This is a genomic window from Paraburkholderia domus, from assembly GCF_905220705.1.
GTDB classification, from domain to species: domain Bacteria; phylum Pseudomonadota; class Gammaproteobacteria; order Burkholderiales; family Burkholderiaceae; genus Paraburkholderia; species Paraburkholderia domus.
This window is the reverse complement of record NZ_CAJNAT010000005.1, coordinates 154,100-177,585: the sequence shown is the minus strand read 5'-3', so window position 1 is coordinate 177,585 and position 23,486 is coordinate 154,100. Positions and strand designations below refer to the sequence as shown.

21 protein-coding genes are annotated in these 23,486 nt (G+C 61.8%); 9 read left to right on the top strand and 12 right to left on the bottom strand.

Going from position 1 to position 23,486, the window contains the following annotated elements; genetic code table 11:
* The first annotated feature begins 10 nt into the window (after positions 1-10).
* Positions 11-214, top strand: a complete 204-nt coding sequence (locus tag KHO31_RS12655) for a cold-shock protein (protein WP_007178724.1) — start codon at positions 11-13, stop codon at positions 212-214.
* A gap of 112 nt (positions 215-326) precedes the next feature.
* Here the strand turns inward: KHO31_RS12655 and KHO31_RS12650 are convergent, their stop codons facing one another.
* Positions 327-1,949, bottom strand: coding sequence for a methyl-accepting chemotaxis protein (locus tag KHO31_RS12650; protein ID WP_201077226.1), 1,623 nt, complete (start codon positions 1,947-1,949; stop codon positions 327-329).
* 268 nt (positions 1,950-2,217) lie between these two features.
* Between KHO31_RS12650 and KHO31_RS12645 the strand changes: the two genes are divergently transcribed.
* Positions 2,218-2,652, top strand: coding sequence for a PaaI family thioesterase (locus KHO31_RS12645; protein WP_201085165.1), 435 nt, complete (start codon positions 2,218-2,220; stop codon positions 2,650-2,652).
* A 134-nt stretch (positions 2,653-2,786) separates the two neighbouring features.
* Here the strand turns inward: KHO31_RS12645 and KHO31_RS12640 are convergent, their stop codons facing one another.
* From KHO31_RS12640 to KHO31_RS12600, 9 genes are read right to left on the bottom strand one after another with little or no spacing between them, the layout of a single operon-like run.
* Positions 2,787-3,635 carry an ureidoglycolate lyase gene (locus KHO31_RS12640; protein ID WP_201085164.1) on the bottom strand — a complete coding sequence of 283 codons (849 nt, stop codon included), beginning with the start codon at positions 3,633-3,635 and terminating at the stop codon, positions 2,787-2,789.
* A 56-nt stretch (positions 3,636-3,691) separates the two neighbouring features.
* The gene (locus tag KHO31_RS12635; RefSeq protein ID WP_201077219.1) at positions 3,692-4,435 is read right to left on the bottom strand and encodes an SDR family oxidoreductase; all 744 of its coding nucleotides are present in this window, start codon (positions 4,433-4,435) and stop codon (positions 3,692-3,694) included.
* A gap of 55 nt (positions 4,436-4,490) precedes the next feature.
* Positions 4,491-5,321 (bottom strand): amidohydrolase family protein, encoded by an 831-nt coding sequence (locus KHO31_RS12630; RefSeq protein WP_211623437.1) that lies wholly within the window; start codon positions 5,319-5,321, stop codon positions 4,491-4,493.
* Positions 5,322-5,328: 7 nt separating this feature from the next.
* Entirely contained in the window at positions 5,329-6,369 is a 1,041-nt protein-coding gene (locus KHO31_RS12625; RefSeq protein WP_211623435.1) for an aldo/keto reductase, read from the bottom strand.
* A 58-nt stretch (positions 6,370-6,427) separates the two neighbouring features.
* Positions 6,428-7,741: a UxaA family hydrolase gene (locus KHO31_RS12620; RefSeq protein WP_201077205.1), complete on the bottom strand. Its 1,314-nt coding sequence runs from the start codon at positions 7,739-7,741 to the stop codon at positions 6,428-6,430.
* 42 nt (positions 7,742-7,783) lie between these two features.
* Positions 7,784-8,128, bottom strand: coding sequence for a UxaA family hydrolase (locus KHO31_RS12615; protein WP_201077203.1), 345 nt, complete (start codon positions 8,126-8,128; stop codon positions 7,784-7,786).
* Between the two features lie 25 nt (positions 8,129-8,153).
* Positions 8,154-9,209, bottom strand: coding sequence for an ABC transporter permease (locus KHO31_RS12610; RefSeq protein ID WP_201077201.1), 1,056 nt, complete (start codon positions 9,207-9,209; stop codon positions 8,154-8,156).
* A complete protein-coding gene (locus KHO31_RS12605) occupies positions 9,199-10,719 on the bottom strand; it encodes a sugar ABC transporter ATP-binding protein (RefSeq protein ID WP_201140967.1) in 1,521 nt (506 codons plus the stop codon). Before KHO31_RS12605 ends, KHO31_RS12610 begins: the two co-directional genes overlap by 11 nt.
* The gene (locus tag KHO31_RS12600) at positions 10,716-11,765 is read right to left on the bottom strand and encodes a sugar ABC transporter substrate-binding protein (RefSeq protein ID WP_236061065.1); all 1,050 of its coding nucleotides are present in this window, start codon (positions 11,763-11,765) and stop codon (positions 10,716-10,718) included. The genes KHO31_RS12605 and KHO31_RS12600 overlap by 4 nt, the downstream gene beginning before the upstream one ends.
* A gap of 314 nt (positions 11,766-12,079) precedes the next feature.
* On the opposite strand from KHO31_RS12600, the gene KHO31_RS12595 reads away from it, so the two are divergent.
* On the top strand, positions 12,080-12,868 hold the full coding sequence (locus KHO31_RS12595; protein WP_201077197.1) for an IclR family transcriptional regulator: 789 nt from the start codon (positions 12,080-12,082) through the stop codon (positions 12,866-12,868).
* 135 nt (positions 12,869-13,003) lie between these two features.
* On the top strand, positions 13,004-13,549 hold the full coding sequence (locus KHO31_RS12590; protein ID WP_201077195.1) for a hypothetical protein: 546 nt from the start codon (positions 13,004-13,006) through the stop codon (positions 13,547-13,549).
* Positions 13,550-13,551: 2 nt separating this feature from the next.
* Here the strand turns inward: KHO31_RS12590 and KHO31_RS12585 are convergent, their stop codons facing one another.
* Complete coding sequence (locus KHO31_RS12585) at positions 13,552-16,053, bottom strand: bifunctional acetate--CoA ligase family protein/GNAT family N-acetyltransferase (protein WP_201140969.1); 2,502 nt, start codon at positions 16,051-16,053, stop codon at positions 13,552-13,554.
* Positions 16,054-16,410: 357 nt separating this feature from the next.
* On the opposite strand from KHO31_RS12585, the gene KHO31_RS12580 reads away from it, so the two are divergent.
* From KHO31_RS12580 to KHO31_RS12560, 5 genes are all read left to right on the top strand, one after another.
* Positions 16,411-17,280 (top strand): LysR family transcriptional regulator, encoded by an 870-nt coding sequence (locus tag KHO31_RS12580; RefSeq protein ID WP_201077191.1) that lies wholly within the window; start codon positions 16,411-16,413, stop codon positions 17,278-17,280.
* 186 nt (positions 17,281-17,466) lie between these two features.
* Positions 17,467-17,835, top strand: coding sequence for a helix-turn-helix domain-containing protein (locus tag KHO31_RS12575; RefSeq protein WP_201077189.1), 369 nt, complete (start codon positions 17,467-17,469; stop codon positions 17,833-17,835).
* 13 nt (positions 17,836-17,848) lie between these two features.
* Positions 17,849-19,183: a type II toxin-antitoxin system HipA family toxin gene (locus KHO31_RS12570; RefSeq protein WP_201139102.1), complete on the top strand. Its 1,335-nt coding sequence runs from the start codon at positions 17,849-17,851 to the stop codon at positions 19,181-19,183.
* 813 nt (positions 19,184-19,996) lie between these two features.
* Entirely contained in the window at positions 19,997-20,692 is a 696-nt protein-coding gene (locus tag KHO31_RS12565; RefSeq protein WP_201077184.1) for a fimbrial protein, read from the top strand.
* Positions 20,693-21,195: 503 nt separating this feature from the next.
* Positions 21,196-21,663, top strand: a complete 468-nt coding sequence (locus KHO31_RS12560) for a hypothetical protein (RefSeq protein ID WP_211623433.1) — start codon at positions 21,196-21,198, stop codon at positions 21,661-21,663.
* A 176-nt stretch (positions 21,664-21,839) separates the two neighbouring features.
* On the opposite strand, the gene KHO31_RS12555 is transcribed toward KHO31_RS12560, so the two are convergent.
* Positions 21,840-23,441 carry a peptide chain release factor 3 gene (locus KHO31_RS12555; protein ID WP_201077181.1) on the bottom strand — a complete coding sequence of 534 codons (1,602 nt, stop codon included), beginning with the start codon at positions 23,439-23,441 and terminating at the stop codon, positions 21,840-21,842.
* Positions 23,442-23,486: the final 45 nt, after the last annotated feature.

Genomic DNA, 23,486 nt, shown 5'->3' with positions numbered 1-23,486 from the left:
TGGATTAAAAATGGCAACAGGTACTGTGAAGTGGTTTAACGATGCAAAGGGCTTTGGCTTCATCACCCCGGACGACGGCGGCGAAGACCTGTTTGCACACTTTTCGGAAGTTCAAGGCAGCGGCTTCAAGTCCCTGCAGGAAAACCAGAAAGTGACGTTCGAAGTCAAGCAAGGCCCGAAGGGCAAGCAAGCTGCGAACATCCAGCCGGCCTAAGTACCGTCAGGTACTTTGAGGCACGCTTAGGCGCTTGCGTCTGATGCAAAATGGCCCGCTTCGGCGGGCCATTTTCTTTTGCAGTTGCCCTCTTTTGGGGCATCCGTACGGGTTAAATTGCCCGCATCGCCGACCGCGCAAACCCCGCCGTTTGCCCGTGTATGTCGTCCGGTTGTTGCATCCGCAACACAGTTTCCGAAATTTCGAACACGGAAACCGCCTCCTTCAATTGCTGCGTCTGTTGATGCAGCGAGGCGGCCGCTGCGGCCGCTTCCTCAACGAGCGCCGCGTTCTGCTGCGTCATCTCGTCCATCTGCACCACCGCCTGGTTGACCTGCTCGATGCCCGTGCTCTGCTCGAGCGACGATGCGCTGATTTCCGCCATCATCTGCGTGACCCGCGAGATCGACGCGGACACGTTGCGCATCGCTTCGCCGGCATGCTCGACCAGCACCGAGCCGCCCTGGATCTCGGCGACCGATTCGCTGATCAGCGTCTTGATTTCCTTCGCCGATTGCGCGCTGCGCTGGGCGAGACCGCGCACCTCGCCCGCCACCACGGCGAAGCCACGCCCCTGTTCGCCCGCGCGCGCCGCTTCGACGGCCGCATTCAGCGCGAGGATGTTGGTCTGGAACGCAATGCCGTCGATCACTGAAATGATCTCGGCGATCTTGTCCGAGCTTTGCGCGATGCCACGCATCTTGTCGACCACCTCGTTGACCACCTCGCTGCCGCGCGAGGTCGCCTCGAGGGCGGTTTCGGCGAGTGCATTGGCCTCGCGGGCGTGATCGGCGTTCTGGCGTACGGTGGCAGTCAATTCCTCCATGCTCGACGCCGTTTCTTCGAGCGAGGCCGCCTGGTTTTCGGTGCGCGCCGAGAGATCGGCGTTGCCGGTGGCGATTTCGTCGGCGCCGAGGTGAATCGAATCGGCGGATTCGCGCACGGTTTGCACGGTGCGCGCCACGCTCGCCTGCATTTTGGCGAGGCCTGAGAACAGGCGGCCGATTTCATTCGTGCCGCGCGAGGCGATCGGCTGATCAAGACGCCCTTGCGCAATTCGGTCGAAGTGACGGCCAGCTTCTTCCAGCGGCGCCACCACGCCCCGGCGCAGCGCCGCATACACCGCAAATGTGCCGACAACCAGCGCCAGCAGGATCGCGATACTGACCCCGCGGAACAGGGTCATGCGGCCATCGATCGAATCGAGCGAGGCATGGCTCGCGGCGTCGCCGAATTGCACGAAGTTGCGCGACTCGGCGAGGTACGCGTCCTGGAACGACTGGGTCGGCTGGTCGAGGAAGGCCTGGATATTGTTCGAGTCCAGAAACTGCACCAGCTCCGAGAGCGCGTCGTGCAGCTTCTTATAGCGCTCGGCGAGCGCGGCGGCGCGGGTGCTGTTTTCGTCGCTGGTCTTCTGCGCGCTCATGAAGGCGCCGAACGACTGATCGGCCGCCGTCAGCTGTTCGCGGGCGTGCTGCACGATATCGGTCGGCTCCGCGCCACCGCGCACCATGCGCGTACCGGCGCGCGACAGGTTGATGCGCGCATCCATCAGATGCTGGGTCGTTTCATTGACCGCGTCCACCTGCTTCAAGGCGATGTTCGACAGATCGCCCACGTCGTCGTGCGTGCGCGTGAGCGACCAGAACCCCAAACCCACCGTGACAAGCTGGAAAACGCAGAACGCGGCCAGAACACACAACAGGCCGGATGCGACCTTGATCTTGCTGAACATCGTGAACACCTGAATGCAAAGAATGACGGAAGGTACGTCAGGGTTAACGGCAACGCCGAACTTTGCTTGAGATCAATGTCGTCAAAAATCGTCTTACAACCCCTTTTCATCGGCCAACTCCGCAATCCCCATCATTTTGCGCAACAATGCCGCGCAGATATTTCGGATTCACCTTGACGCGGTGCATCGGCGCTTCCTAGAGTGGGTAGGGACTGCACAACGCACGCGGGTGCAGACGCCACTGCGGGCCACGCCCGAAGGATCCACAATGACCGACATCCTCGACCGGGCGCGCGGTGCACTGCATGCCCAGCCGTTCAGCATGTTGCTAGGCGCCGAGCTGATGCATACGGGTACCGACGAACTGACGCTATGCCTGCCGATCCGAGATGAACTGCGGCAACAGCATGGCTTCGTGCACGGCGGCGTCATCAGCTATCTCGCCGACAATGCGCTGACGTTCGCCGGCGCGCTGTCGCTCGGGCCGAAGGTCGTGACCGGCGAGTACAAGATCAACTATCTGCGGCCGGTAGTGAACGGCACGCTGATCGCGCGGGCGAAGGTCGTCTACGCGGGCCGGCTTCAGGCAACCTGCCAGTGCAATGTGTATGTGATGGACGGCGGCCGCGAGAAGCTCGTCGCTGTTGCACAAGGCACGATCAATCGAATCAGCGACAACGGCGAGCACGAACCGGCGGGGTAAGCGGAACTGTGCACTCTTGATGGGCGAGGCGAACGAACGGCTAACACCGGCGCGCATGAAAAAACCGCGACTGCTGGCGAGCAGTCGCGGCTTTTCATCCTGAACGGCGCTGGTTGTGCGGCCTACTGCACCGCTTATTCCGCCGCGTAAGTCTTCTGCGTCTGCTCGCCGAGACCTTCAATACCAAGACGTATCGTCTGGCCCGGCTTCAGGAACACCGGATTCGGCTTCACACCCATACCGACGCCCGGCGGCGTGCCAGTCGAAATCACGTCGCCCGGTTGCAGGCTCATGCACTGCGAGACATACGACACCAGCTTCGCGACGCCGAAGACCATCGTCTTCGTGCTGCCGTTCTGATAGCGGTGGCCGTCTACTTCGAGCCACAGGCTCAGGTTCTGCGGATCGGCGACTTCATCGCGCGTCACGACCCACGGGCCAATCGGGCCGAACGTATCGAAACCCTTACCCTTGTCCCACGTGCCGCCGCGTTCGATCTGCCATTCACGCTCCGACACGTCGTTGATCACGCAGTAACCGGCGACGTAGTCGAGCGCGTTGGCTTCGTCGATATATTTCGCGGGCTTGCCGATCACTACGCCGAGTTCGACTTCCCAGTCGGTCTTTTTCGAACCACGCGGAATTTCGACGTCGTCGTTCGGGCCACAGATCGCGCTCGTCCACTTGTTGAAAATCACCGGTTCCGACGGCACCGGCAGATTCGATTCGGCGGCGTGGTCTGCGTAATTCAGCCCGATGCAGATGAACTTACCAATCTTGCCGACGCACGGTCCCATGCGCGGATTGCCTTCCACGACCGGCAGCGAAGCCGGATCGAGCGCGCGCAGTTTGGCGAGGCCTTCGTCGGTCAGCGCAGCGCCGTCGATATCGCCAACCACCTTCGACAAATCGCGAATCTTGCCTTGCGCATCGAGCAAGCCCGGCTTTTCCTGGCCTTTCGGCCCATAACGAAGCAGTTTCATCCTTGCACTTCCTTTCAGAGGTATTCGGTTCGTGTATCAGTAGCTTTCGGGGTCTGTCAGTTCGACCAGCCGCCGTCGATCACATGCGCATGACCGGTGGTAAACGACGATTCGTCAGACGCGAGATACAGCGCCAACGCAGCGATCTCTTCCGGTTTGCCAATGCGGCCCATCGGCTGACGCGCGACGAAGGCCGCCTGCACGGCCTCGAGCGTCGCGCCTTGTGCCTTGGCCTGCTCGACGATCCGCTGTTCGAGCGACGGCGAAGCCACCGTGCCCGGGCAAATCGCATTACAGCGTACACCACGCGTAATGAAATCTGCAGCAACGGACTTGGTCAGCCCGATTACCGCGGCTTTCGACGCGCTATACGCAAAGCGGTTCGGCACGCCCTTCACGCTCGACGCCGCCGACGACATATTGATGATCGACCCGCCACCCTTCTCCAGCATCGCGGGCAAAAACGCGCGGATCATGCGGTACATCGCCTTCGCGTTCAGATCGAAGGCAAAGTCCCAATCTTCTTCGCTGCATTCGAGAATCGAGCCGGCATGCACGAAGCCCGCGCAATTGAACAGCACGTCGATCGCGCCGAGTTCTACGGCCAGCGCCTTGATCGCTGCACCGTCGCGCACGTCGAGCTTGCGCGCGTCGACCGGCTTGCCGGCGAGCCCGTCGATGCGGATATCTGTGGCGATCACGCGCGCGCCTTCGCGCGCGAACAGTTCCGCGGTGGCGAGGCCGATGCCTTGTCCTGCCGCGGTGATCAGTGCCGTCTTGCCGGCCAGTCTTTGTGTCATCTACGACTCCAGTTGATTGGGCTTTCTCTTGTGCTCGTAACGCGTGCTCGTCACATCAAAGTCGATAAAACGCAGCGGCGTTGCCGCCGAAAACCGCCTCGCGCTCGGCGTCGCTCAAGGATGCGAGCAAGGTGTTCGCCACCGAGTGCCACAGCAGATAGTCGCCGTTCAGATCGAGCACCGGCCAGTCGCTGCCCCACATCAAACGCGCGGGACCGAACGACTTCAGCAGATGGTCGACATACGGATGAAGCGTTTCCTCGGTCCAGCCAGGCGACGCTTCGGTGACGAGGCCCGACAGCTTGCAGTGCACGTGCGGAAATTTTGCGAGCCGGGTGATCGCCTCGGCCCAAGCTGGCCAAGCCGCTCGGCCGTAACGGATCGGCGGCTTGGCACCGTGATCGACGACAATGCGCAATGCGGGAAAACGCGCCGCGAACGTTTCGAAAGGCTCGACGTGCCGCGCGTAAATCAACGCGTCGAACGCGAGGTCGTGCGCGATCAGCGCTTCAATCGCGGGCGCGAGATCCGGGTTCGCGATCCACGTATCGTCGGGTAGATCCTGCAGCATCGGCCGCACGCCTTTGAACTTCGGCTCATGCGCCAGCGCTTCGATCACAGCCGGCGCATTCGGCAGCAGCAACGGCACCCAGCCCACCACCCCCGCGATCGAGGGCTCATTGCGCGCGATGCCCAGCAAGTAACGTGTTTCGTCGATAGTCGGCGCCGCTTGCACCACCACGGTCCGCTCGATGCCCGCCCTTTCGCGCAACGGCTTGAGATCGGCGGGACCGAACGGCCGGTACAGGATTTTCAGTTCCGGCGTAAGCCACTCGTAGTCGCCGCGAGCGGGGTCCCAATAGTGCTGGTGGGCGTCGATAGGCATCGTCAAATCAATCCTCTGGCGCGGGCGCGCGGCTGTCGAGCAAGCCCTTGTCACGTAACGCGGACCACAGGTCCGCGGGGATCGGCAGCTCGAACGACGCGGCGTTTTCACGCAATTCGTCGGCACTACGCGCGCCGGTCAACACGCTCGCGACCGCCGGATGCGCATACGGAAACTGCAAGGCCGCGGCAGCAAGCGGCACGCCATGCACCCGACATACCGCTTCGAGCCGCGCGACGCGCTCGATGACTTCGGGCGGCGCCTCGCCATAATTGAATTTCAGATCGCCGCCGACGCCGCGCGCCAGAATGCCCGAGTTGAACGCGCCGCCTAACAGGATGCTGACGCCGCGTTTTTCGCATGCCGGCAAAAGGTCGTCGAGGGTAGTCTGTTCGAGCAGCGTATAACGGCCCGCAAGCAACGCGCAATCGATATCGAATTCAGCCATCGCGTCGAGTATGACCGCGCTTTCATTGACGCCGAGCCCAACCGCTTTAACCGCACCGGAGGACCGCAAATCATCGAGCGCACGAAAGCCGCCGCCTTCAGTCAACTGCCGCCAGTAATGGGGGTTGTTGTCGCCATGCGTGATGCGGCCGATATCGTGCACGAGCAGAATGTCGATATCGACGATGCCAAGGCGCTGCTGGCTGTCTTCGAACGAACGCAGAATGCCGTCATGCGTATAGTCGTAGATCGCTTCGAACGGCAGCGGATTTTGCCAACCATCGTTTGGATCGCGAGGCGTGGTGCGCGGCACGAAGCGGCGGCCGACTTTGGTGGACAACACATACTCGCTGCGCGGATAGCGGCGCAAGGCATCGCCCAGACGATGCTCGGCCTTCGTGTTCCCATAATGTGGCGCGGTGTCGAAGTAACGCACGCCGGCATCCCACGCTGCGGCGATGGTCGCGTGTGCGTCTTCATCGGACAGATCGCGGTACAGGCCGCCCAACGGTGCCGTACCGAGCCCTAATCCGGTTACCTGTAATGCGCGGCGGCCGATGCCGCGCCGCTGTTCGATCTTCGAACCGACCTTTGCCGTCATGGACCGCGTCTCCTCTTTGGTAGTGTTTTAGCACGTGCTGACGATGTTTGCCCGCCGCTCAGTGCGGCTCGATCGCAACAACCCGATGCGGCCGTGCAGCGCTCGACGGCAAACAAGCCGGGCCCACCGGATCGAAAGTCTTGTACGTCAGGATGAATTCCTGATGCCCGAGCATTTCCGATTTCGACGCGGCGCCGCGCGACACCGCCACCGTTTGCTCGAACACCTCGCGGCCGACTTCGTCGAGCGTGCCGCGACCTTCGAGAATGCGGCCTGCATCGACATCCATATCGCCAGCGAGATTGCGATACGTGGCGGGATTCGCGCACACCTTGATGACCGGCGAAATCGCCGAGCCGACCACCGATCCGCGTCCGGTCGTGAACAGAATCACATGCGCGCCGCATGCGATCAGTTCGCCGATCTCCGCGTTGTCGCTGATGTTCGGAAAGCCGAAGCGCGGCTCGCCATCCGGCACCACATCGAGCAGATAGAGGCCGCCCGTCGGCGGTATATCCCCAGGCTTGACGATGCCGACAATCGGCGACGCGCCACTTTTTGCGTACGCGCCTAAAGATTTCTCTTCCTGCGTGGTGAGGCCACCGTCCGCATTGCCGACGGCAAAACTGCCATGCCCAAGGATCGAGTAATAACGCGCCGCCTTCGCGACACACGCAATAATCTCATCCCCGAGTTCCGGCCTTGCGGCGCGCGTTTTCATATGGAACTCGCAGCCCACCAGCTCACCGGTTTCTTCGAAGATGCACGTTGCGCCCGCGTCGATCAGATGATCGAACGCACGGCCCACGGCCGGGTTCGCGGTGATGCCGCTGGTGCCGTCCGAGCCGCCGCAAATCGTGCCGATCACCAGTTCGCTTAGCGCCATCGGCACTTTTTGTTGCGCGGCAAGTTGCTTGCGTGCGTCGCGAATCCAGTCGACGCCGTATTGAATCGTGCTGCGCGTGCCGCCCTTTTCCTGGATCGTCAGGACTTCGACGGGCCGGCCGCTCGCACGCACGACGTCGACGAGGTAGTGCTTGTTCATGCTCTCGCACCCGAGCGACACGAACAGCACCGCACCTACATTTGGATGTGTGGTGAGACGCTCGAGCATTTTTTCGGCATACCCATTCGGATAGCAACCGGGAAACCCGATCAGATGCACCGGCGGCTCGCGCTCGGCTGAAGGATCGTCGAACGCATCGAGCGGTTCGCGAAACTGCGTGACGATCTCGCGCGCGACGTGATGCGCGCACTCGACCAGATACGCCACCGCGACTACATTTCGGATGCCCTTGCGGCCATCGCTGCGCAGATAGCCTTGCAGCATGGGCTGCTGCGCGGCGGCGGATGCTTCGAAAGAGTCAGTCATGATCATTCCAGCGCGGCGCGAGGCCACGTCATTGTGCTCGAATCAGTGATGGACGAACTCGTGTCCCGCGTCATGCGTATACGTGGGCAGATAATCGCTTTCGAGGTTGTGCGTATGCAGATGCGCGCCGCGTGCCACTGCTTCGGTCACGTGACCGATCACCGCGCCGTAACGCAGCACCTTGTCGTCTTTCGCGAGTTCGTGGCGCGCCACCTTGTGGCCGAGGTCGATGGTTTTGGTGAGCGTCACGCGCTCGCCTTCGATCTCGACCTGCGTGCCTGCATCGAGACGCGCCGCCGCGATCAGGCAGTTATCCGCGGGGCTAAGCAGGATCAGGCGTGGATCGGTTTGCGATGCTTGGGGCGTTTGCAACGGGAGGCTGGTCAAGTGAGTTCTCCGTGATGCGTGCGCATCAGTTCTGGCCTTCGCCGCTGGCGAGCCGTGCCACCATCAGCGAGCCGAGGATGATCGCGCCATAGATCGCCTGAATCCAGAACGACGGCACCTGGGCAAGCGTCAGCAGGTTCTGCACGACGCCGAGCAGCAGCACGCCAGAAAGAGCGCCGAGCATCGTGCCCTTGCCGCCGTCGAGCGAAATGCCGCCGATCACCGCCGCTGCGAATACCGTGAAAATCATGCCGTTGCCCTGGTTCGCGTTGATCGCACCGACGTAGCCGGTCACGATCAAACCGCCCACCGAGGCCAGCATGCTGCCGAGCACGAACACGCCCCACGTAATACGTTCGACGCGAATCCCCGCCGCGCGCGCGGCTTCCGGATTGCCGCCGATCGCGTATAACGCGCGACCCAGGCGGTGATAACGCAGCACGAATGCAGCGATGGCAAACGCTACAGCCGCAAGCCACACGGACAACGGCAAGCCGAACACAATGGTGGTGGCGAGCGAGAAGAACGACGGCGGCATATCGAACAGCGTGCCGCCTTTAGTTGCGCCGACCAGCATGCCGCGCAACACGATCAGCATGGCCAGCGTGACGATGAATGCGTTCAGCCGCAGACGCACTACCAGGAAACCATTGACGAAGCCGATCACCGCGCCGACCACCACGATCGCAAGCAAGCCCACTGCCGCCGGCCACTGCATCCCGAATCCCGCGGACGCCGCAGGCATCACCAGCATCGCGCCGACAGCGGGCGCAATGCCCACCGTCGATTCGAGCGACAGATCGAACTTGCCGGTCAGCACGATCAGCGATTCGGCGAGCACGACCAATGCCAATGCCGCGGACGCACCCAACACGCTGATCAGATTCGCCTTCGTCAGAAAGCTTGGGCTGACAAAGGCGCCGATCACGAGCAACAACGCGAGCGCGGGCAGCAAGGCCAGTTCGCGCAACCGGGCGAATTCGCTGCGAGCGCGCTTGCCGCGCGTCGTCTGTGCGACGGGCTGCGGCTGCGCTTGACCTTGCGCGGTGCCAAATGCAGGGCTGGGCACACTATTCTTCATGGAGACTGACTCCTTCAACGGATGCGATCAGGTCGTGATCCAGCCAACCCGCGGGAAATTCGGCCGCGACACGGCCACGGAACATGACCAGCACGCGGTCACAGGTGCGCAGGTCGTCGAGTTCGCCCGACACGACCAGCACGGCTTTACCGTCTTCGCGCACACGATCCACGACTGACAGCAACGCTTCTTTCGATTTCACATCGACGCCTGCCGTGGGGTCGATCAATACGAGCACGTTGGGATCGGTCGCGAGCGCGCGCGCCATCACGACCTTCTGCTGGTTGCCGCCCGATAGCCCTGACACGACATGCTCGGGGCCTTGCGCGACGATGCCGAGCGCGTCGATCATCTTCTGACCGAAGGCATTTTTCTTCGCCGGTGGCGCGATGCCGAATTTGCCGAGCAGACGCGCGATCGTCATCGAGGCGTTTTCGGCAACGGATTGCGTCAGCACCAGGCCTTCATGATGTCGATCCTTCGGCACGCAGCCGATGCCGTGCGCCAATGCGGCGGGAACATCGCCCGGCGGCAGCGTTGTTCCGTCGACGCTGATCGAACCGTGCTTGGCTGCGCGGAGACCCGCAATCGCTTCGGCTACACTCGTACGGCCGCTGCTCGTTGCGCCGGTCAGCCCGACCACTTCGCCGCGCTTCACTGTGAACGACACGCCTTCGTAATCCGAACCGGCCAGGTCTTTGACTTCCAGCGCGATGGCGGTGTCGGCAGGCAATGCATCACGCGTCGCTGCATCGGCGACGGCAAGGCCACCGCGTTCACCGGTCATCGCCTCAATCAATTGCTCGCGCGGCAACGCGGAAACCGGCGCACTGACGATATGCCGTGCGTCGCGCAGCACCGTCACGGCCTGGCAGATCTCATAGACCTCTTGCAGATGATGCGAGATGAACAGGAAGGTCACGCCTTCGCGCTGCAGCTCGCTGATGCGGCGGAACAGGCGCTTGATCTCGTCGCCGTCGAGCTGCGCGGTCGGTTCGTCGAGGATGATGAAGCGCGCGCCGTACGACAGTGCCCGCGCGATCTCCACCAGTTGCCGCGATTCCACGCTCAGATCGCCCGCGCGCGCATCTTCGCGCACGTCGATCTTCCAGTGATCGAGCAACTCGCGCGCATCACGGCGCATGGCGCGCCAATCGATTACACCGCCGCGCGACGGCTGCCGGTTAATGAACAGATTCTCCGCGACGCTCAAATCACGGATGATCGTCGAATGCTGATAAACGCAGGCAACGCGCTCGCGCCACGCATCGCGATCCGCGATCGACGGCGCGGCCGCGCCGCTAAAACGCACCTCGCCGGCATCGGGCTTGCGCAGGCCGGTGAGGATCGACACCAGCGTCGATTTGCCCGCACCGTTGCGCCCGACGAGCGCATGAGACTCGCCGGGCATCACGCGGATACTGACGTCTTTCAGCGCAGCCGTGGAACCGAAGCGTTTGGTGACCTCAAACGCTTCGACGACCGGCTCGGAGGGCGTCGGCTCGCTCATTTAACGGTATTGCCCCACAACGCTTTGTCGTCGACATTCGACTTCGTGACGAGCGGCGCCGGCAATTGATCTTCGAGAACGCCCGGCGCCAGCTGGATAATGTTGCTGCCGTGATCCGTCGGGCCCGGCTTGAAGGTCTGCCCGGCCAACGCTGCCTTGATGTAGAAGAGACCGTATTTCGCGTAGGAATCGGCGGGCTGTGAAATGGTAGCGTCGATATCGCCACGACGAATTGCGTCGAACTCCTGAGGAATGCCATCGTTACTGACAATCACAACGTGTTTCGCATCGCCGATCGGGAACAGCATCTGTTTGCGGCGCAGGGTTTGCAGCGTCGGCGACAGATAGACGCCGCCTGCCTGCATGTAGATCGCCTTCACGTCAGGATTCGCAGTGAGCAGACTGTCGAGCGCGGTGGCTGCGACGTCCCCCTTCCAGGCTGCCGGAATTTCCAGCAGCGACAAAGCCGGAAAGCCCTTCAAACACGAGCGGAACGCTTCGGATCGGTCGCGCCCATTCACCGACGCCAGGTCGCCCATGATCTGCACGACCTTGCCCGACTTCACATGCTCGCCGATGTATTTGCACGCCTTCTCGCCATACGCGCGATTGTCGGCGCGCACCACCATCGCCACCTTGCCTTGCGTCGGCGCAACGTCTACAGCAACCACCGGCACATTCTTCGCCGCCGCTGCATCGAGTGCACGACTGATCGCGGCCGAATCCAACGGGCCGACCACGATGCCCTTCGCACCGAGGTTCAGCAGGTTGTTCATGTCGGTGATCTGCTGGGCCGGATCGCCGTTCGAATTGACCGGGGCGAGGATATCGATGCCCATGTCCTTCGCGTACTTGGGCAGATAGTTGTTGTACGACTGCCAGAACGGCGACGTGAGAAGTGGCAGACCGAGCCCGACCTTGCCGGCGTCAGCGGCTTGCGCGGTGCTGCTTGCGGCAATGCCGGCGACGCACGCTGCCGCGGCTACGGCAGTGAATGAACTGCGAAACCAACGGCGAGCCGTGTATGGCCCTTTCGTGAACGACATGGTTGTCTCCTGTGTCGGTCCGGAGTTAGCGCTTTAACGCTTACACCGGCCCCATACAAAGTAGTGCGTTGTGGGAACTATGTGAACCGGCCACGGATAGCCAGCACTTCGTCCTGCGCTTTCTTATGAAGTATTGGTGTGCGTCAATTCACCAATGAACGTATTATTCATATATGCACTTTCCGAAGTCAAGGAATGTGCGCTGCACCAATCATCCGTGTTTTCCCTGGACCAGCGCCACCTCGCACGAGATTCACCACGCACTTACACTCATGCACCAGATAATGAGAACAACACACGGGACCTCGCTCGCTATGGACGCAGAAGACAAAGACGACGCCGACCGTTACCGCGCGCCAGCGTTGGATAAGGGCCTCGACATCCTCGAACTGCTCGCCGAGCAGAAGGAAGGACTGACGCGCGCCGAAATCACCAAGCTGCTGGGACGCAACGCGAGCGAGATGTACCGGATGCTTGAGCGGCTGGTCGCGCGGCAATACGTGGTGCGCTCCGCGGCGGGCGACCGTTATTCGTTGAGTCTGAAGCTGTATGCGCTAGCGCATCGTCATCCGCCGATGAACCGGCTGATCTCCGAAGCGCTGCCGTTGATGCAGCGCTTTGCCGATGCTGCCGAGCAATCGTGTCATCTGGCGGTATACGACCGCGGCAATCTGCTGGTGATCGCTCAAGTGGATGGACCGGGCACGTGGGGGATGTCGGTACGGCTTGGGTCGCGGGTGGGCTTGATCGATACGGGTTCGGGCCGCGTGATGCTTGCGTTCCAAAGCTTCGAGCAGCGCGAACAGATGCTGGCCGAACACACCAAGGTGAAGGGTGAAGTCACGATCGATCGTAATGCCCTGGAACAGGCCTGCGAGCGGATTCGCGCGGCGGGGTTTTCGCAGAAGGACAGTCAGCAGACGTTCGGTGTGACCGACGTGACCTTCCCGGTCCAGGGGCCGTCCGGTCAGGCAATCGCGGCGCTGACCTGCCCGTACTTGCGGCGCATCGACGAATACGTCGCGCCGACGTTGGAGGCGGCGACGGCGCTGCTGCGCGAGACGGTGCAGGCGCTATCGATGTTTCGGGAAGAGGCGGTCTAGCGCGCCGTTGCCGGAGAGCGAATTTGTGCGGCAGGCCGCTGCACAAATCGTCCGTTTCCGCACATGGTTTAGAATGGCGACCCTCTCAAAAATCACGCCGCATGGGTCTCCTCATGCGCGCTCAACGATCAAGCAATGGCGAAACTTCTGACCGATTCCGAATTCCTGCGTTTTTCCGAACTCCAGCAGAAGCAGTCGAGCTTCACGATCACACCTGAAGAAGCCGACGAACTGCGCGACATCGTCGCTCATGCGCAAAAACGCCGCGACGACCGCGCTGCGGCGATGCAAAGCATCGAGACCTTCATTCAGCAATTCGACATCAGCCCGGACGAGCTGTTTTCGGCCGACCAGATCGGCGACGCCGCGCGCACCTTCGGCCTGATTCCGGCCGCGAAGAAAGAGCGTGTGCTGCCGCCGTCGTTCACCTACAACGGCAAGCCGTATCAATGGACGGCGCGTCCGCTGCCGGACGACATCCGCGTGCCGCTGTTCGACGCCTTCAAGGCGGGTGAATCGGTGAAGTCGTTCATCGCGACGCTGAAGGATACGAACCGTTGCGCGGCGACCATCGCGCGTCTGGAACGCGAGACTGGCGCGGTCTACGCTGAAGCCTTGCTGGAAGAGTTGTCCGTGACCCGCACGCAGGTGGACGAAGCGGCGACGAAGCTGCCGGCCTGAGCTTAAGTTTCATCCAGCGCCATCCTGAAACCGATCACGCCCGGATCTTCCGTCGGCGTGATCGTGAAGCCGCAAGATCTGGCCAGCGCGATCATGGGCGTATTTTCCCGCAACGCCTCGCCGACCAGCCAATGGGTACCGCGCGCCCGCGCGTACTTGATGATCCGATCCATCAGCAATTGCCCAAGGCGCCTGCCTTTCTGATCGGAGCGCACCGCAACGGCAAACTCTGCAGTCTCGTTGTCCGGATCGGCCACTGCGCGCACCACGCCGAGCGTCCGTGTGAAACCGTCTTCGCTCGTCACCGTCGCGATCAGCGCCATTTCGCGGTCGTAGTCGATTTGCGTCATGCGCGCGAGCTGCGAATGGTCGAAACTGCCGACCGCGCCGAAGAAGCGCAGCCGTAAATCTTCCGGTGTCATCGCTTCGACGAAATCGTGATGCGCTGCTTCGTCTTCCGGACGGATCGGGCGGACCGTGACGCGCAAACCCTGCCAGTCGAGCGTCTCTTCGAAGCGGCGCGGATAGGGCACGATGGCGAGACGGCTGCGGGTCGGTGCGATCTTCAGGGTCGGCGCGATCACGACGACACGGTCGCTAAACGCCCGCAGCGTCAACGAGAGCCCGACGATCTCCTTGACGTCGCAGACCGCCTGTGACAACGCAGTCATGGCGGCCAACGCCGGCTCCGGCGCGATTAGCCGCGCGTAACGCGAGCGCGTGACGATGTCGCGCGCCAGCATGGGATTGAGTGGCGGCAGGCCGTAGACGCGCAGCGGGTCGGAAACACCATCCACAGACGGTGCGGTAAAGCGGAAGACCGGGCCGAAGTTGTCGTCATCGTGAAGCTCGACGGCGATGTCGACAACGGATCTTCGCGACGACGTAGCGCTCTGGTCCGCGCAGTCGCCTATCAGCGGGTCTATGCGCTGGGCGGCGGGTTCTTGGGCCGGCCCCTGGGCTGACTCCTCATCCGCTTTCTCCGACAATCCCCCCATTGGTGCTTGCGGCGATCCCGCCTGCGGGCCGCCCGCATGCGTTTCGACGCTCAGTCCAAAGCGCTCAAGAAACTGTGCAGCCGCTGCGCCGGTCAATTCGTGCTCACCGGCCGCAATCGCAGCCCGCGCTTGCGCCTGGGCAGCGTCGATCTCCTCGGGAATCTGCGCCGGCAAATCTTCCGGCGTCTGCATCAGCAGTTCGCGACCCATCCGGTAGTCCACCAACCGGGCGAACGCGCGAGCGAGCCGCTGCGGCGTCGTATGAACCGGAATGCCTTGCGCATGCAGCGCGTCGCGCGTCGCCGCATCCACGCCGCCGAAGAAACAGGCAAGCAAACCGCGATACGCGAAGCGCTGATTCTCGATCAACGCCTGCGCAACCTCGCCGACCGGCGCACCATGCGTCGACGCGTGAACCACGAACGCCGTACCCGTACTGCGATGCTCGGCGAGTAGCTTGAGCGCGGTGCCAAAATGCTCCGGACGGGCGTCGTCGCCGAGTTGCAGAGGATTGCCGGCAACCGCGTACGGCAGCGCTTCGGTGAGCGCCGCGTCCGCTTCGGCGGGCCACGGTGCAAGCGTGTCGCCGGCCGCGGCGAAAGCGTCGCAGGCGAGCGTGGCGAGGCCGCGATCGCTCGTGATCAGCGTCGCCGTGGCACCGGCTGCCACTCGGCCCACGCCGAGGGTCTCGATTTCGTCGAGCAGATCGTCGAGCGCGTCCACCCGCACCATGCCCGCCCGGCGAAACGCGGCGGTGTAGAGCCCGTCGTCGGGATCCGCGCGGCCCGAGCGCAGCGCCAGGACCGGCTTGTTGCGCGCCGCCGCGCGTGCCGCCGACATGAACTTGCGCGCCGCGCGCACCGTATCCAGTTCGAGCAGGATGGCGCGCGTGCCCGGATCGCTTGCCAGGTAATCGAGCACGTCGCCAGCATCGACGTCGGCCTCGCCGCCCAGTGCCACCGCGTGTGAAAAACCGAGCCCGCGCGCATGCGCCCAGCCGAGCACGGCATTCGTCAACGCATTCGACTGCGAGACCCATGCGACGCCCCCCGCCTTCACCGTGCAGGACGGCGCACCGAAATGCGCTCGCAGCGCCGGCGACACCACGCCGAGACTGCCCGGCCCGACAATGCGCAACAGATTCGGCCGCGCCGCCGACAGCGCATGCCGCAGGTGCAGGCGGTCCTCATCGCTCCGCACTTCACCCACGATGATCGCCGCGCGCGTGCCCAAGCCGCCGAGTTTATGGATGATGCCCGGCCAACTGTCGGGCGGCGTACAGATCACCGCGACCGTGGGCGCTTGCGGTAGATCGCCGGCATCGCCGATCACCTTGTGGCCGCCTAGCGTTTCGTATTTCGGATTGACCGGCCAGACGGGGCCGTTGAAACCGCCCTCCAGCACGCGCGCCCACACCATCGCACCGGTGCTGCCCGGTCGCTCGGAGGCGCCGATCACGGCGACGGATTTGGGTCGGAACAAGGCATCGAGATTGCGAACGGTCACAGGAGCTCCGCAGAGTGAGAAGGCGCGCCGGCAGCGAGGCGCGCGTCTTCGTCAGAATAGGCGAAGACGGGGACTTGCGCGGCGATTCTGAATCCGCAGCGTGACGTGCGCGAATTTCCGCTTGATCAGAGCCAACGTGTATCGGGATTTTTTTAGCGTACTCAGGCAAAATATCGCGCCGAAATGCGACAATCCTCTGGATGCCGAACAACACGTTTGCCTTTTGAAATTTGCTGGCTGATTGACGGCCAGCAGAGCGCGTCGGAGACAACGCGCGGCACGAACATATATTCCGCGGCGGCGCTGACCTGATATCAGCCAGCGTGCACGGATGAACAAAGAGACAGAAGGTGATTTATGCGGCGCTTGCCATCGCTGATCGCGTTGCGCTTCTTCGAAGAGACCGCCCGCCACATGAGCTTCAATCGTGCCGCCACCGCGCTCTGCGTGACGCAAGGCGCGGTCAGCCGGCAGATCAAGTTGCTCGAGGAATCGATCGGCGAGAAATTGTTCGAGCGCGATCACAAGGGCATCCGCTTGACGCAGGCAGGCCTGCAATTCTTGCCCTGCCTCTCTGAAGCATTCGACACGATCGAGCGTGGCTTCCGTCAGATCACCGCAGCCAAGGGCCGGCGCCGCCTCGTGCTCGCTGTACCCCCCACCTTCGCCACGCAATGGTTTTCGCCGCGGCTCGGCTCGCTGGCCGATGAGTTACCCGACGTCGAACTGTCCGTTCGCACCTCACCCACGGAAGACTGTCATTGCAACATCCGCTTCGGCCGTCACGCGCTGGCCGATGCCCATTCCGAATTGCTGATGGTCGAACGCCACGTGCTGGTCGGTACACCGCGTCTGCTCGGCGAACCGCTCGACATGCTGCTGGAGCATATGCCCGCACTGCATGTGCTGCATAACGAAGCCAGACTGGATCTCTGGCCGAGTTGGCTGGCGAAGGCGGGGTTGCCCGCGCGTTATGCGGAGAACGGCATCGAATTCTCCACGCTCGAACAGGCGATCCACGCCGCGCGCAAAGGCGCGGGGCTGGCGGTTGTCGATCGGAACATGATCGTCGATGAGCTCGCGGATGGGAGTCTTGCGCGGTTTTCCGACGTCGAAGTGACCGGGCCGTTCGGGTATTGGCTCGACGTGGCGCAACGCCACGCGGCGCTTGAGCATGTGCAGGCTTTTGCGGGATGGATGCGGGAAGAGGTTTTGAAGATGGAGTGAGGCGAGCAGAGCCAGGCGCTTCTTTGCTGACGGGTTCGTTGCGCTCGCGCCCGTTCTCTCCGATCAAATCTTGGGTTATTCTGTATAAAAGCCCTCATATGGGCTATTAACTGACATAAAAGCCCATATGAGGGCCATTAACGGATTTATCTAGCGCGCCTGACTACACTCACTATAATAGCCCTCATGGAGTCCACTAAACCTGTTAAAAGCCCATACGAGGGCCGTAACGCCGAAAAACCGCTCCCCACTCCGGTGCAGCGAACGCTGTCGAAACTCGGCGAGGATCTCAATCGTGCGCGTCGCCGGAGAGGGTTGACGCAGCAGGCGCTCGCCGAGCGGATTGGGGCGGGGCTCAATACCGTCAAGCGGATGGAAGCTGGCGACCCGCGCGTGCAGCTACACTTCCTGGCTCGGGCTCTCTACCTGTTCGGAGAGTTGCAACGCCTCAACGACCTCCTCGACAGCGGTCAGGACGATATTGGTCTCACGTTGATGGACGAGAAGCTTCCTCAACGAGTGCGCCCACGCAAGAAAGCCACCAAATCGTTCTGAGAAGACCTAGCGAATGAAAGCCAAATCCGCCAAGCCCGGTATTCGTCAGAACCTGGAGGTTCACCTCGGGGCGTCCGGGCAACTTGTCGGGCATCTAACTTACGCGAACCAAGGGCGTCGCGAAGTGTCGCAGTTCGTGTATGACGATACCTGGTTGGCGAACCCGGACAAATTTGAAATCTCGCCCGACCTGCCGCTGGTATCGGGCTATCAACCGCGTCGGGCCGCCAATGCAGGGGACTCGACGTTTCATTTTGCGCTCGCGGACACCGCGCCTGACGCGTGGGGTCGCCGCGTCATCGAGCGGGCACGCGCCAAAGAGCGCAGGAGCAATCCACGCCTGCCGCCGTTAAACGAACTCGACTATCTGTGCGCAGTGGACGATTTCAGCCGCGTTGGCGCGCTCCGTCTTTGCGAGGACGGTGTCTATCTATACACGGTTGCCCAAGGTCGGCGCATGACGCCGCCGCTGATTGAGCTTGAGCGGATGTACAGGGCAACGCGTGCGGTCGAGACCAGCAAGGAAACCACCGAAGACCTGCGCTACCTGCAGGGCAAGGGCACCTCGCTTGGCGGCATGCGTCCCAAATGCACCTTGCTCGATGAAAACGGCAAGCTGGCCATCGGCAAGTTCCCTAGCGTCAAGGACACCATCAACGTCACGCGGGCCGAAGTGCTCGCGCTGCACCTCGCACGCAAGGCCGGGATCACCACGGCCAATGCCCGTTGCGTCGACCTCAATGGCACGCCGGTTGCCCTCATCGAACGGTTTGACCGCGAAGGCGCCGACCTGCGCATTCCCTACCTGTCCGCTGCCTCCATGTTGCAAGCCTCGCGTCGAGACGACCATGCTTACACCGAAATCGTGGACGTCATGCAGCAGAAATGCTCGCATCCGGACAAGGATGCGAAGGAACTGTGGCGACGACTGGTCTTTAACCTTCTAATCACCAATACCGACGACCATCTGCAAAACCTCGGCTTCCTTTACGACGGCAATGATCAGTGGCGCATCGCGCCGGCGTTCGATGTGAACCCGATGCCCGGCAAGCTGCGCGAGTCCAAGACCTGGCTTACGGAGGATGCGGGTCCTATCGATTCGGTTCAAATGCTTGTGGACGCGTGCGCGTATTTCGCGCTGCCCGAGGCAGAAGCGTTGGTCATTCTGGCCGCAGTTCTCGACGCAGTAACGGACTGGAAGCAGGTGGCGGTGACTGCCGAGGTCGGCCTCACCCTTCACGAACTGCCCGATTTCGAAGACGCCTTTGAGCATAACCAGACGGATCAGGCTCGCAAGGTGCTGGGGCGGCCGATGCTGCGCCCCGAACTCGCGAAAGAAGCGGAGTAGCGAGCGACGAGGCCTTCCGTACTACATACGAAGTTGGCTACGCGCAAGCGCTGGAAAAATGAGGGGTCGACGTGGCGCAACGCCACGCGGAGCTTGAGCATGTGCAGGCGTTTGCCAGTTGGATGCGGGAAGAGGTTTTGAAGATGGCGTGAGGCGGCCGAGCTATTGAAAAATAGCTGCAACGTTTTCGACTGATCTGCCGCCAATCCTGGTGAACCCTTCACGGACGGTTGCGCAAGAAAGCTTTTAACTCGCTGCAGATTTTTCGCACCACAGCGCCAGACAATTCCTATCAATTTGAGAATATTCCGATGTTTATCGGGATACTCCTGCGCGATCATCTCAATTGTCGCTGGCGTTCACTGCAATCGTCTCGATCTTATCAAGACGCGCGATAGCCACGGAGCGTTGGATCCCGACAACCCAACGTCCTTTAGGCAAGCGCGCGAGCGCGCTATTGGCGCATCGAACCGGCCTCGGAGTTTCGGGAGCACAACCTCTCGCGAACTCGCTTCTTTCTCAAGGTAATCTGAAATGTTCAAGTCAGAATCCGGCAGACGCTCGGTTTTTCGAATACTTATTCCTTTAATGATCACGCTCGGCGCGGCTACCGCCGCGCGAGCGGACTGCCCGACGACGGGGCTGCCGGCTACGTTCACCTACGGCACGATAGCGGTTTCAAATACTCTGGCGGTTGGCACAGTTATCCCGGGAACGGTCCAATCGTTCACGCTTTCCGGCAAATGCTCCGCGCCCAATCTCGCTAACCAACCGGTCGTTGCCTGTCCGTCGGGCGTCACCGCCGTTACGGGCATGACAGGCGTATATCCCACCAACGTCGCAGGCGTCGGCATGCGTATGCGCGACAGCAAAGGCACGCCGTTAGTCGGCACCGGCTATTGCTCTACCACTTCGTCGCTCGGGAATACCGCCGCCGACGGGAGTTTTACGGTCTCGGGTACATTCGAGCTCGTTGCGACGGGAAGTATTCAAGGCGGCACAATTTCCGGCGCACTATATAACACCGGCATTCTGAACACAGGCGTAACGCTCAATAACGGCAATAGTAATATGAGCGTTGCGAGCGGTACGGCAATCCGACCAGTCACCTGCTCGGTCGACCCGGCATCCGCGAATCAACGCGTTCCACTGGCCACGGTCAGCCCGACGATGTTCGCGGGCGCGGGCTCAACGGCGGCTACCACGCCGTTCTCTATCAATCTGGTGTGCCAGGCAGGTGTGAACGTGGCCGTCACGTTTTCTTCAGCGACGGGAACATCAGGCGTGCCCACTGTATTGGCATCGAACGGCACGGCGACGGGTATCGGTGTACAACTCCTCAACGCATTGAATACACCGATTACTTTGGACAGCCCCCTTCTGCTGACCTCCGCGACGACAGGCAACACGTCGTTTCAGTTTTTCGCGCAGTATTACCGGCTCGGCGCAACGGGCATGACACCCGGCAGAGTGAATGCCGCGGCGATATTCACGATGAACTATCAATAAGGGCACCCGTGCGGGGCCTGTGTATCGTGATGAGCTTTCGGGCATTCGGTGTCGCGGCGTCCGCGTCGTCTTTGCGGAATTGGACTCTCAAGAAGCCTTAAAGCAAATGGCCCCGCGCAGCAGCAGAGGGGAGCCTAGCCCTCCCGAATTCGAAAGCGTGCGGCTGAACTTTGTAAAGCCTTATCCGAACGGCCAAAATTGGTGATTTAGCTTGAACAAGTCGCAAGCAGCACGCCGTACTGCTTTATAATTATCAAGCCGTCGGGAAACACCCGGCTGTCAGGTTGGGAAGCCTGCTTGCTAGCTGTACCCGCACACCCGCTCAGGCGGGCTGTGCGTCTACTTCTGCACGTCTATTGGTTGTCAATGGGCGGGCTGTTGTGGGGGAGCCGCAAGGCTCGCCGGTATGGTACAGCGCCGGTCTTCCCATCCCGCTTCGTGCCCGCTCACCCTCTACCGAAGCGAGTGTCGGGCGATCCGAGATGTACCAGGGAGATCGCACCATGAGCAACAAACCCACAAAACAATCTCAACCCGCTTCACGCCAGCCTGTCGACGCACTCCAGTACGAAAAGCTCGCGCTATCTGCCTTCCATCTTTGCGACCGGCAGTTGAGCCAACTGAATACGCTGATCACACTTGCGTCCTCAATGTGTAGGAATCCTGCTGTCACGAGCGACGAAAGACGACGCCAACAGACCATGCTTGAATTGCTTGTCGACACGGCGGAGCAATATCAGCAAGAACTCGAATGCGACCGCGAACTGTACCAGGTTATCGCGCTTGACGCGAAGGGCATCCCTCAAAGCCGCATTACCGCTAGTCGTGCAACGCGCCTCCTTGAAGAGGCGTCAAAAATCGCCGGACAAGCTTCGCCTACAGAAAAAACCGTAGAGCGCAATCCGACCTCCGCCGAAAGCGCATCTGATGTAGAGACAGACGCGCAGCAAATAGCGGCGGTGCGACACTGATGTATCAAGGGCCATCATCGCTGCGCGGCACACAGTGCCGTTTGTGCAGAGAGTGAGAGCGACAACCACGTGATCCGTCCACGCAAAAAAGGCCCTGTGTTTCCACTGGGCCTTTTGCTTGATAGGCGACATCGAAGAACTTCCAGCCGGGCCGCGCCAGTCCCGCATATGGCGGCTTACATCGACTTCTTGAACGGCGCACCCGAATGCTCGCGCAATTCGTTAAAGACAATCTTCGGCCACGCCTTCTGCGCGACTTCGATCTCCCCCACGTGCGAGGCCAGATACGTCGGCGCATCCGATGCATCGAGCGCGATCCGCGCGGCGTATGAATCGGTGAAACGGCGCAATTCGGCCGCATCGTCGCAGGTGACCCAACGCGACATCCGGTAACGCGCCGGCGCCATCCGCACGTCGACCTTGTATTCGGTCGACAAACGATGCGACACCACTTCGAACTGCAGTTGACCCACCGCGCCGAGAATCATCAAGCCGCCCACTTCCGGACGGAACACCTGAATCGCGCCCTCTTCGCCGAGTTGCTTCAGCGCTTCACCGAGTTGCTTCGCGCGCATCGGATCGACCACCTCCACCGTCTGGAAGATTTCCGGCGCGAAGAACGGCAGACCGACGAACTGCAACAGTTCGCCTTCGGTCAGCGTATCGCCGAGACTCAACGTGCCGTGATTCGGGATACCGATGATGTCACCCGGATACGCCTCGCTGACCGTCTCTCGACGCTGCGAGAGGAACGTCACCACGTTATTGGCGCGGAACGTCTTGTTCGTGCGCGTCACCTTCACGGCCATGCCGCGTTCGAAATGCCCCGAGCACACGCGAATAAACGCCACGCGGTCGCGGTGCGCCAGGTCCATGTTCGCCTGCACCTTGAACACGACGCCGGTGAACTTCGGCTCGTCCGGCATCACCGGACGCTGCACGGTCATCCGCATCGACGGCGGCGGCGCCAGGTCGACCAGCGCGTCGAGAATTTCCTTCACGCCGAAATTGTTGATCGCCGAGCCGAACAGCACCGGCGATTGCTGCCCCGCGAGGAACTGCTCGCGATCAAAATCAGGCGACGCACCGGTGATCAGGTCGATCTCTTCCTTCGCCTTGACCCAGCTATGGCCGAAGCGGCGTTCGCCTTCTTCGTCGCCGGGCGCGTGCAGCGTTTCGACCTCGCCACCCGCCTTATCCTGCCCGGCGCGGAACAAGCGCACCTGGTCGCGCTGGATGTCGTAGACGCCCTGGAATTCCTTGCCCATGCCGATCGGCCAAGTGAACGGCACGGCAGCGACGCCCAGATGCTGCTCGATTTCGTCGAGCAGTTCGAGCGGCTCGCGCACTTCGCGGTCGAGCTTGTTGATGAAGGTGACGATCGGCGTCTTGCGGCTACGGCAGACTTCGAGCAGCTTTAGCGTCTGGGCTTCGACGCCGTTCGCGCCGTCGATCACCATCACAGCGGCGTCGACCGCGGTCAGCACGCGGTACGTGTCTTCCGAGAAATCTTCGTGGCCCGGCGTGTCGAGCAGGTTGATGACGGCGTCGCCGTACTCGAACTGCATCACCGAGCTGGCCACCGAAATGCCCCGCTGCTTCTCGATCTCCATCCAGTCGGACGTCGCGTAGCGATTGCTCTTGCGGCCCTTCACGGTACCGGCGATCTGGATCGCGCCCGAAAACAGCAGGAGCTTTTCAGTAAGCGTGGTTTTGCCCGCGTCCGGGTGGGAAATGACCGCGAACGTGCGGCGGCGTTTGAGTTCGGAGACTGACATCGGGTCTGGCGGTCACGGAAAGAGGTTCGGGCGATCTTCGGAAGC

What these genes read in the sequence shown, in the direction of transcription:
- KHO31_RS12655 (WP_007178724.1), top strand. Translation starts at nt 11, where the DNA reads ATGGCAACAGGTACTGTGAAGTGGTTTAACGATGCAAAGGGCTTTGGC.
- KHO31_RS12650 (WP_201077226.1), bottom strand. Translation starts at nt 1,949, where the DNA reads ATGTTCAGCAAGATCAAGGTCGCATCCGGCCTGTTGTGTGTTCTGGCC.
- KHO31_RS12645 (WP_201085165.1), top strand. Translation starts at nt 2,218, where the DNA reads ATGACCGACATCCTCGACCGGGCGCGCGGTGCACTGCATGCCCAGCCG.
- KHO31_RS12640 (WP_201085164.1), bottom strand. Translation starts at nt 3,635, where the DNA reads ATGAAACTGCTTCGTTATGGGCCGAAAGGCCAGGAAAAGCCGGGCTTG.
- KHO31_RS12635 (WP_201077219.1), bottom strand. Translation starts at nt 4,435, where the DNA reads ATGACACAAAGACTGGCCGGCAAGACGGCACTGATCACCGCGGCAGGA.
- KHO31_RS12630 (WP_211623437.1), bottom strand. Translation starts at nt 5,321, where the DNA reads ATGCCTATCGACGCCCACCAGCACTATTGGGACCCCGCTCGCGGCGAC.
- KHO31_RS12625 (WP_211623435.1), bottom strand. Translation starts at nt 6,369, where the DNA reads ATGACGGCAAAGGTCGGTTCGAAGATCGAACAGCGGCGCGGCATCGGC.
- KHO31_RS12620 (WP_201077205.1), bottom strand. Translation starts at nt 7,741, where the DNA reads ATGACTGACTCTTTCGAAGCATCCGCCGCCGCGCAGCAGCCCATGCTG.
- KHO31_RS12610 (WP_201077201.1), bottom strand. Translation starts at nt 9,209, where the DNA reads ATGAAGAATAGTGTGCCCAGCCCTGCATTTGGCACCGCGCAAGGTCAA.
- KHO31_RS12605 (WP_201140967.1), bottom strand. Translation starts at nt 10,719, where the DNA reads ATGAGCGAGCCGACGCCCTCCGAGCCGGTCGTCGAAGCGTTTGAGGTC.
- KHO31_RS12600 (WP_236061065.1), bottom strand. Translation starts at nt 11,765, where the DNA reads ATGTCGTTCACGAAAGGGCCATACACGGCTCGCCGTTGGTTTCGCAGT.
- KHO31_RS12595 (WP_201077197.1), top strand. Translation starts at nt 12,080, where the DNA reads ATGGACGCAGAAGACAAAGACGACGCCGACCGTTACCGCGCGCCAGCG.
- KHO31_RS12590 (WP_201077195.1), top strand. Translation starts at nt 13,004, where the DNA reads ATGGCGAAACTTCTGACCGATTCCGAATTCCTGCGTTTTTCCGAACTC.
- KHO31_RS12580 (WP_201077191.1), top strand. Translation starts at nt 16,411, where the DNA reads ATGCGGCGCTTGCCATCGCTGATCGCGTTGCGCTTCTTCGAAGAGACC.
- KHO31_RS12575 (WP_201077189.1), top strand. Translation starts at nt 17,467, where the DNA reads ATGGAGTCCACTAAACCTGTTAAAAGCCCATACGAGGGCCGTAACGCC.
- KHO31_RS12570 (WP_201139102.1), top strand. Translation starts at nt 17,849, where the DNA reads ATGAAAGCCAAATCCGCCAAGCCCGGTATTCGTCAGAACCTGGAGGTT.
- KHO31_RS12565 (WP_201077184.1), top strand. Translation starts at nt 19,997, where the DNA reads ATGACAGGCGTATATCCCACCAACGTCGCAGGCGTCGGCATGCGTATG.
- KHO31_RS12560 (WP_211623433.1), top strand. Translation starts at nt 21,196, where the DNA reads ATGAGCAACAAACCCACAAAACAATCTCAACCCGCTTCACGCCAGCCT.
- KHO31_RS12555 (WP_201077181.1), bottom strand. Translation starts at nt 23,441, where the DNA reads ATGTCAGTCTCCGAACTCAAACGCCGCCGCACGTTCGCGGTCATTTCC.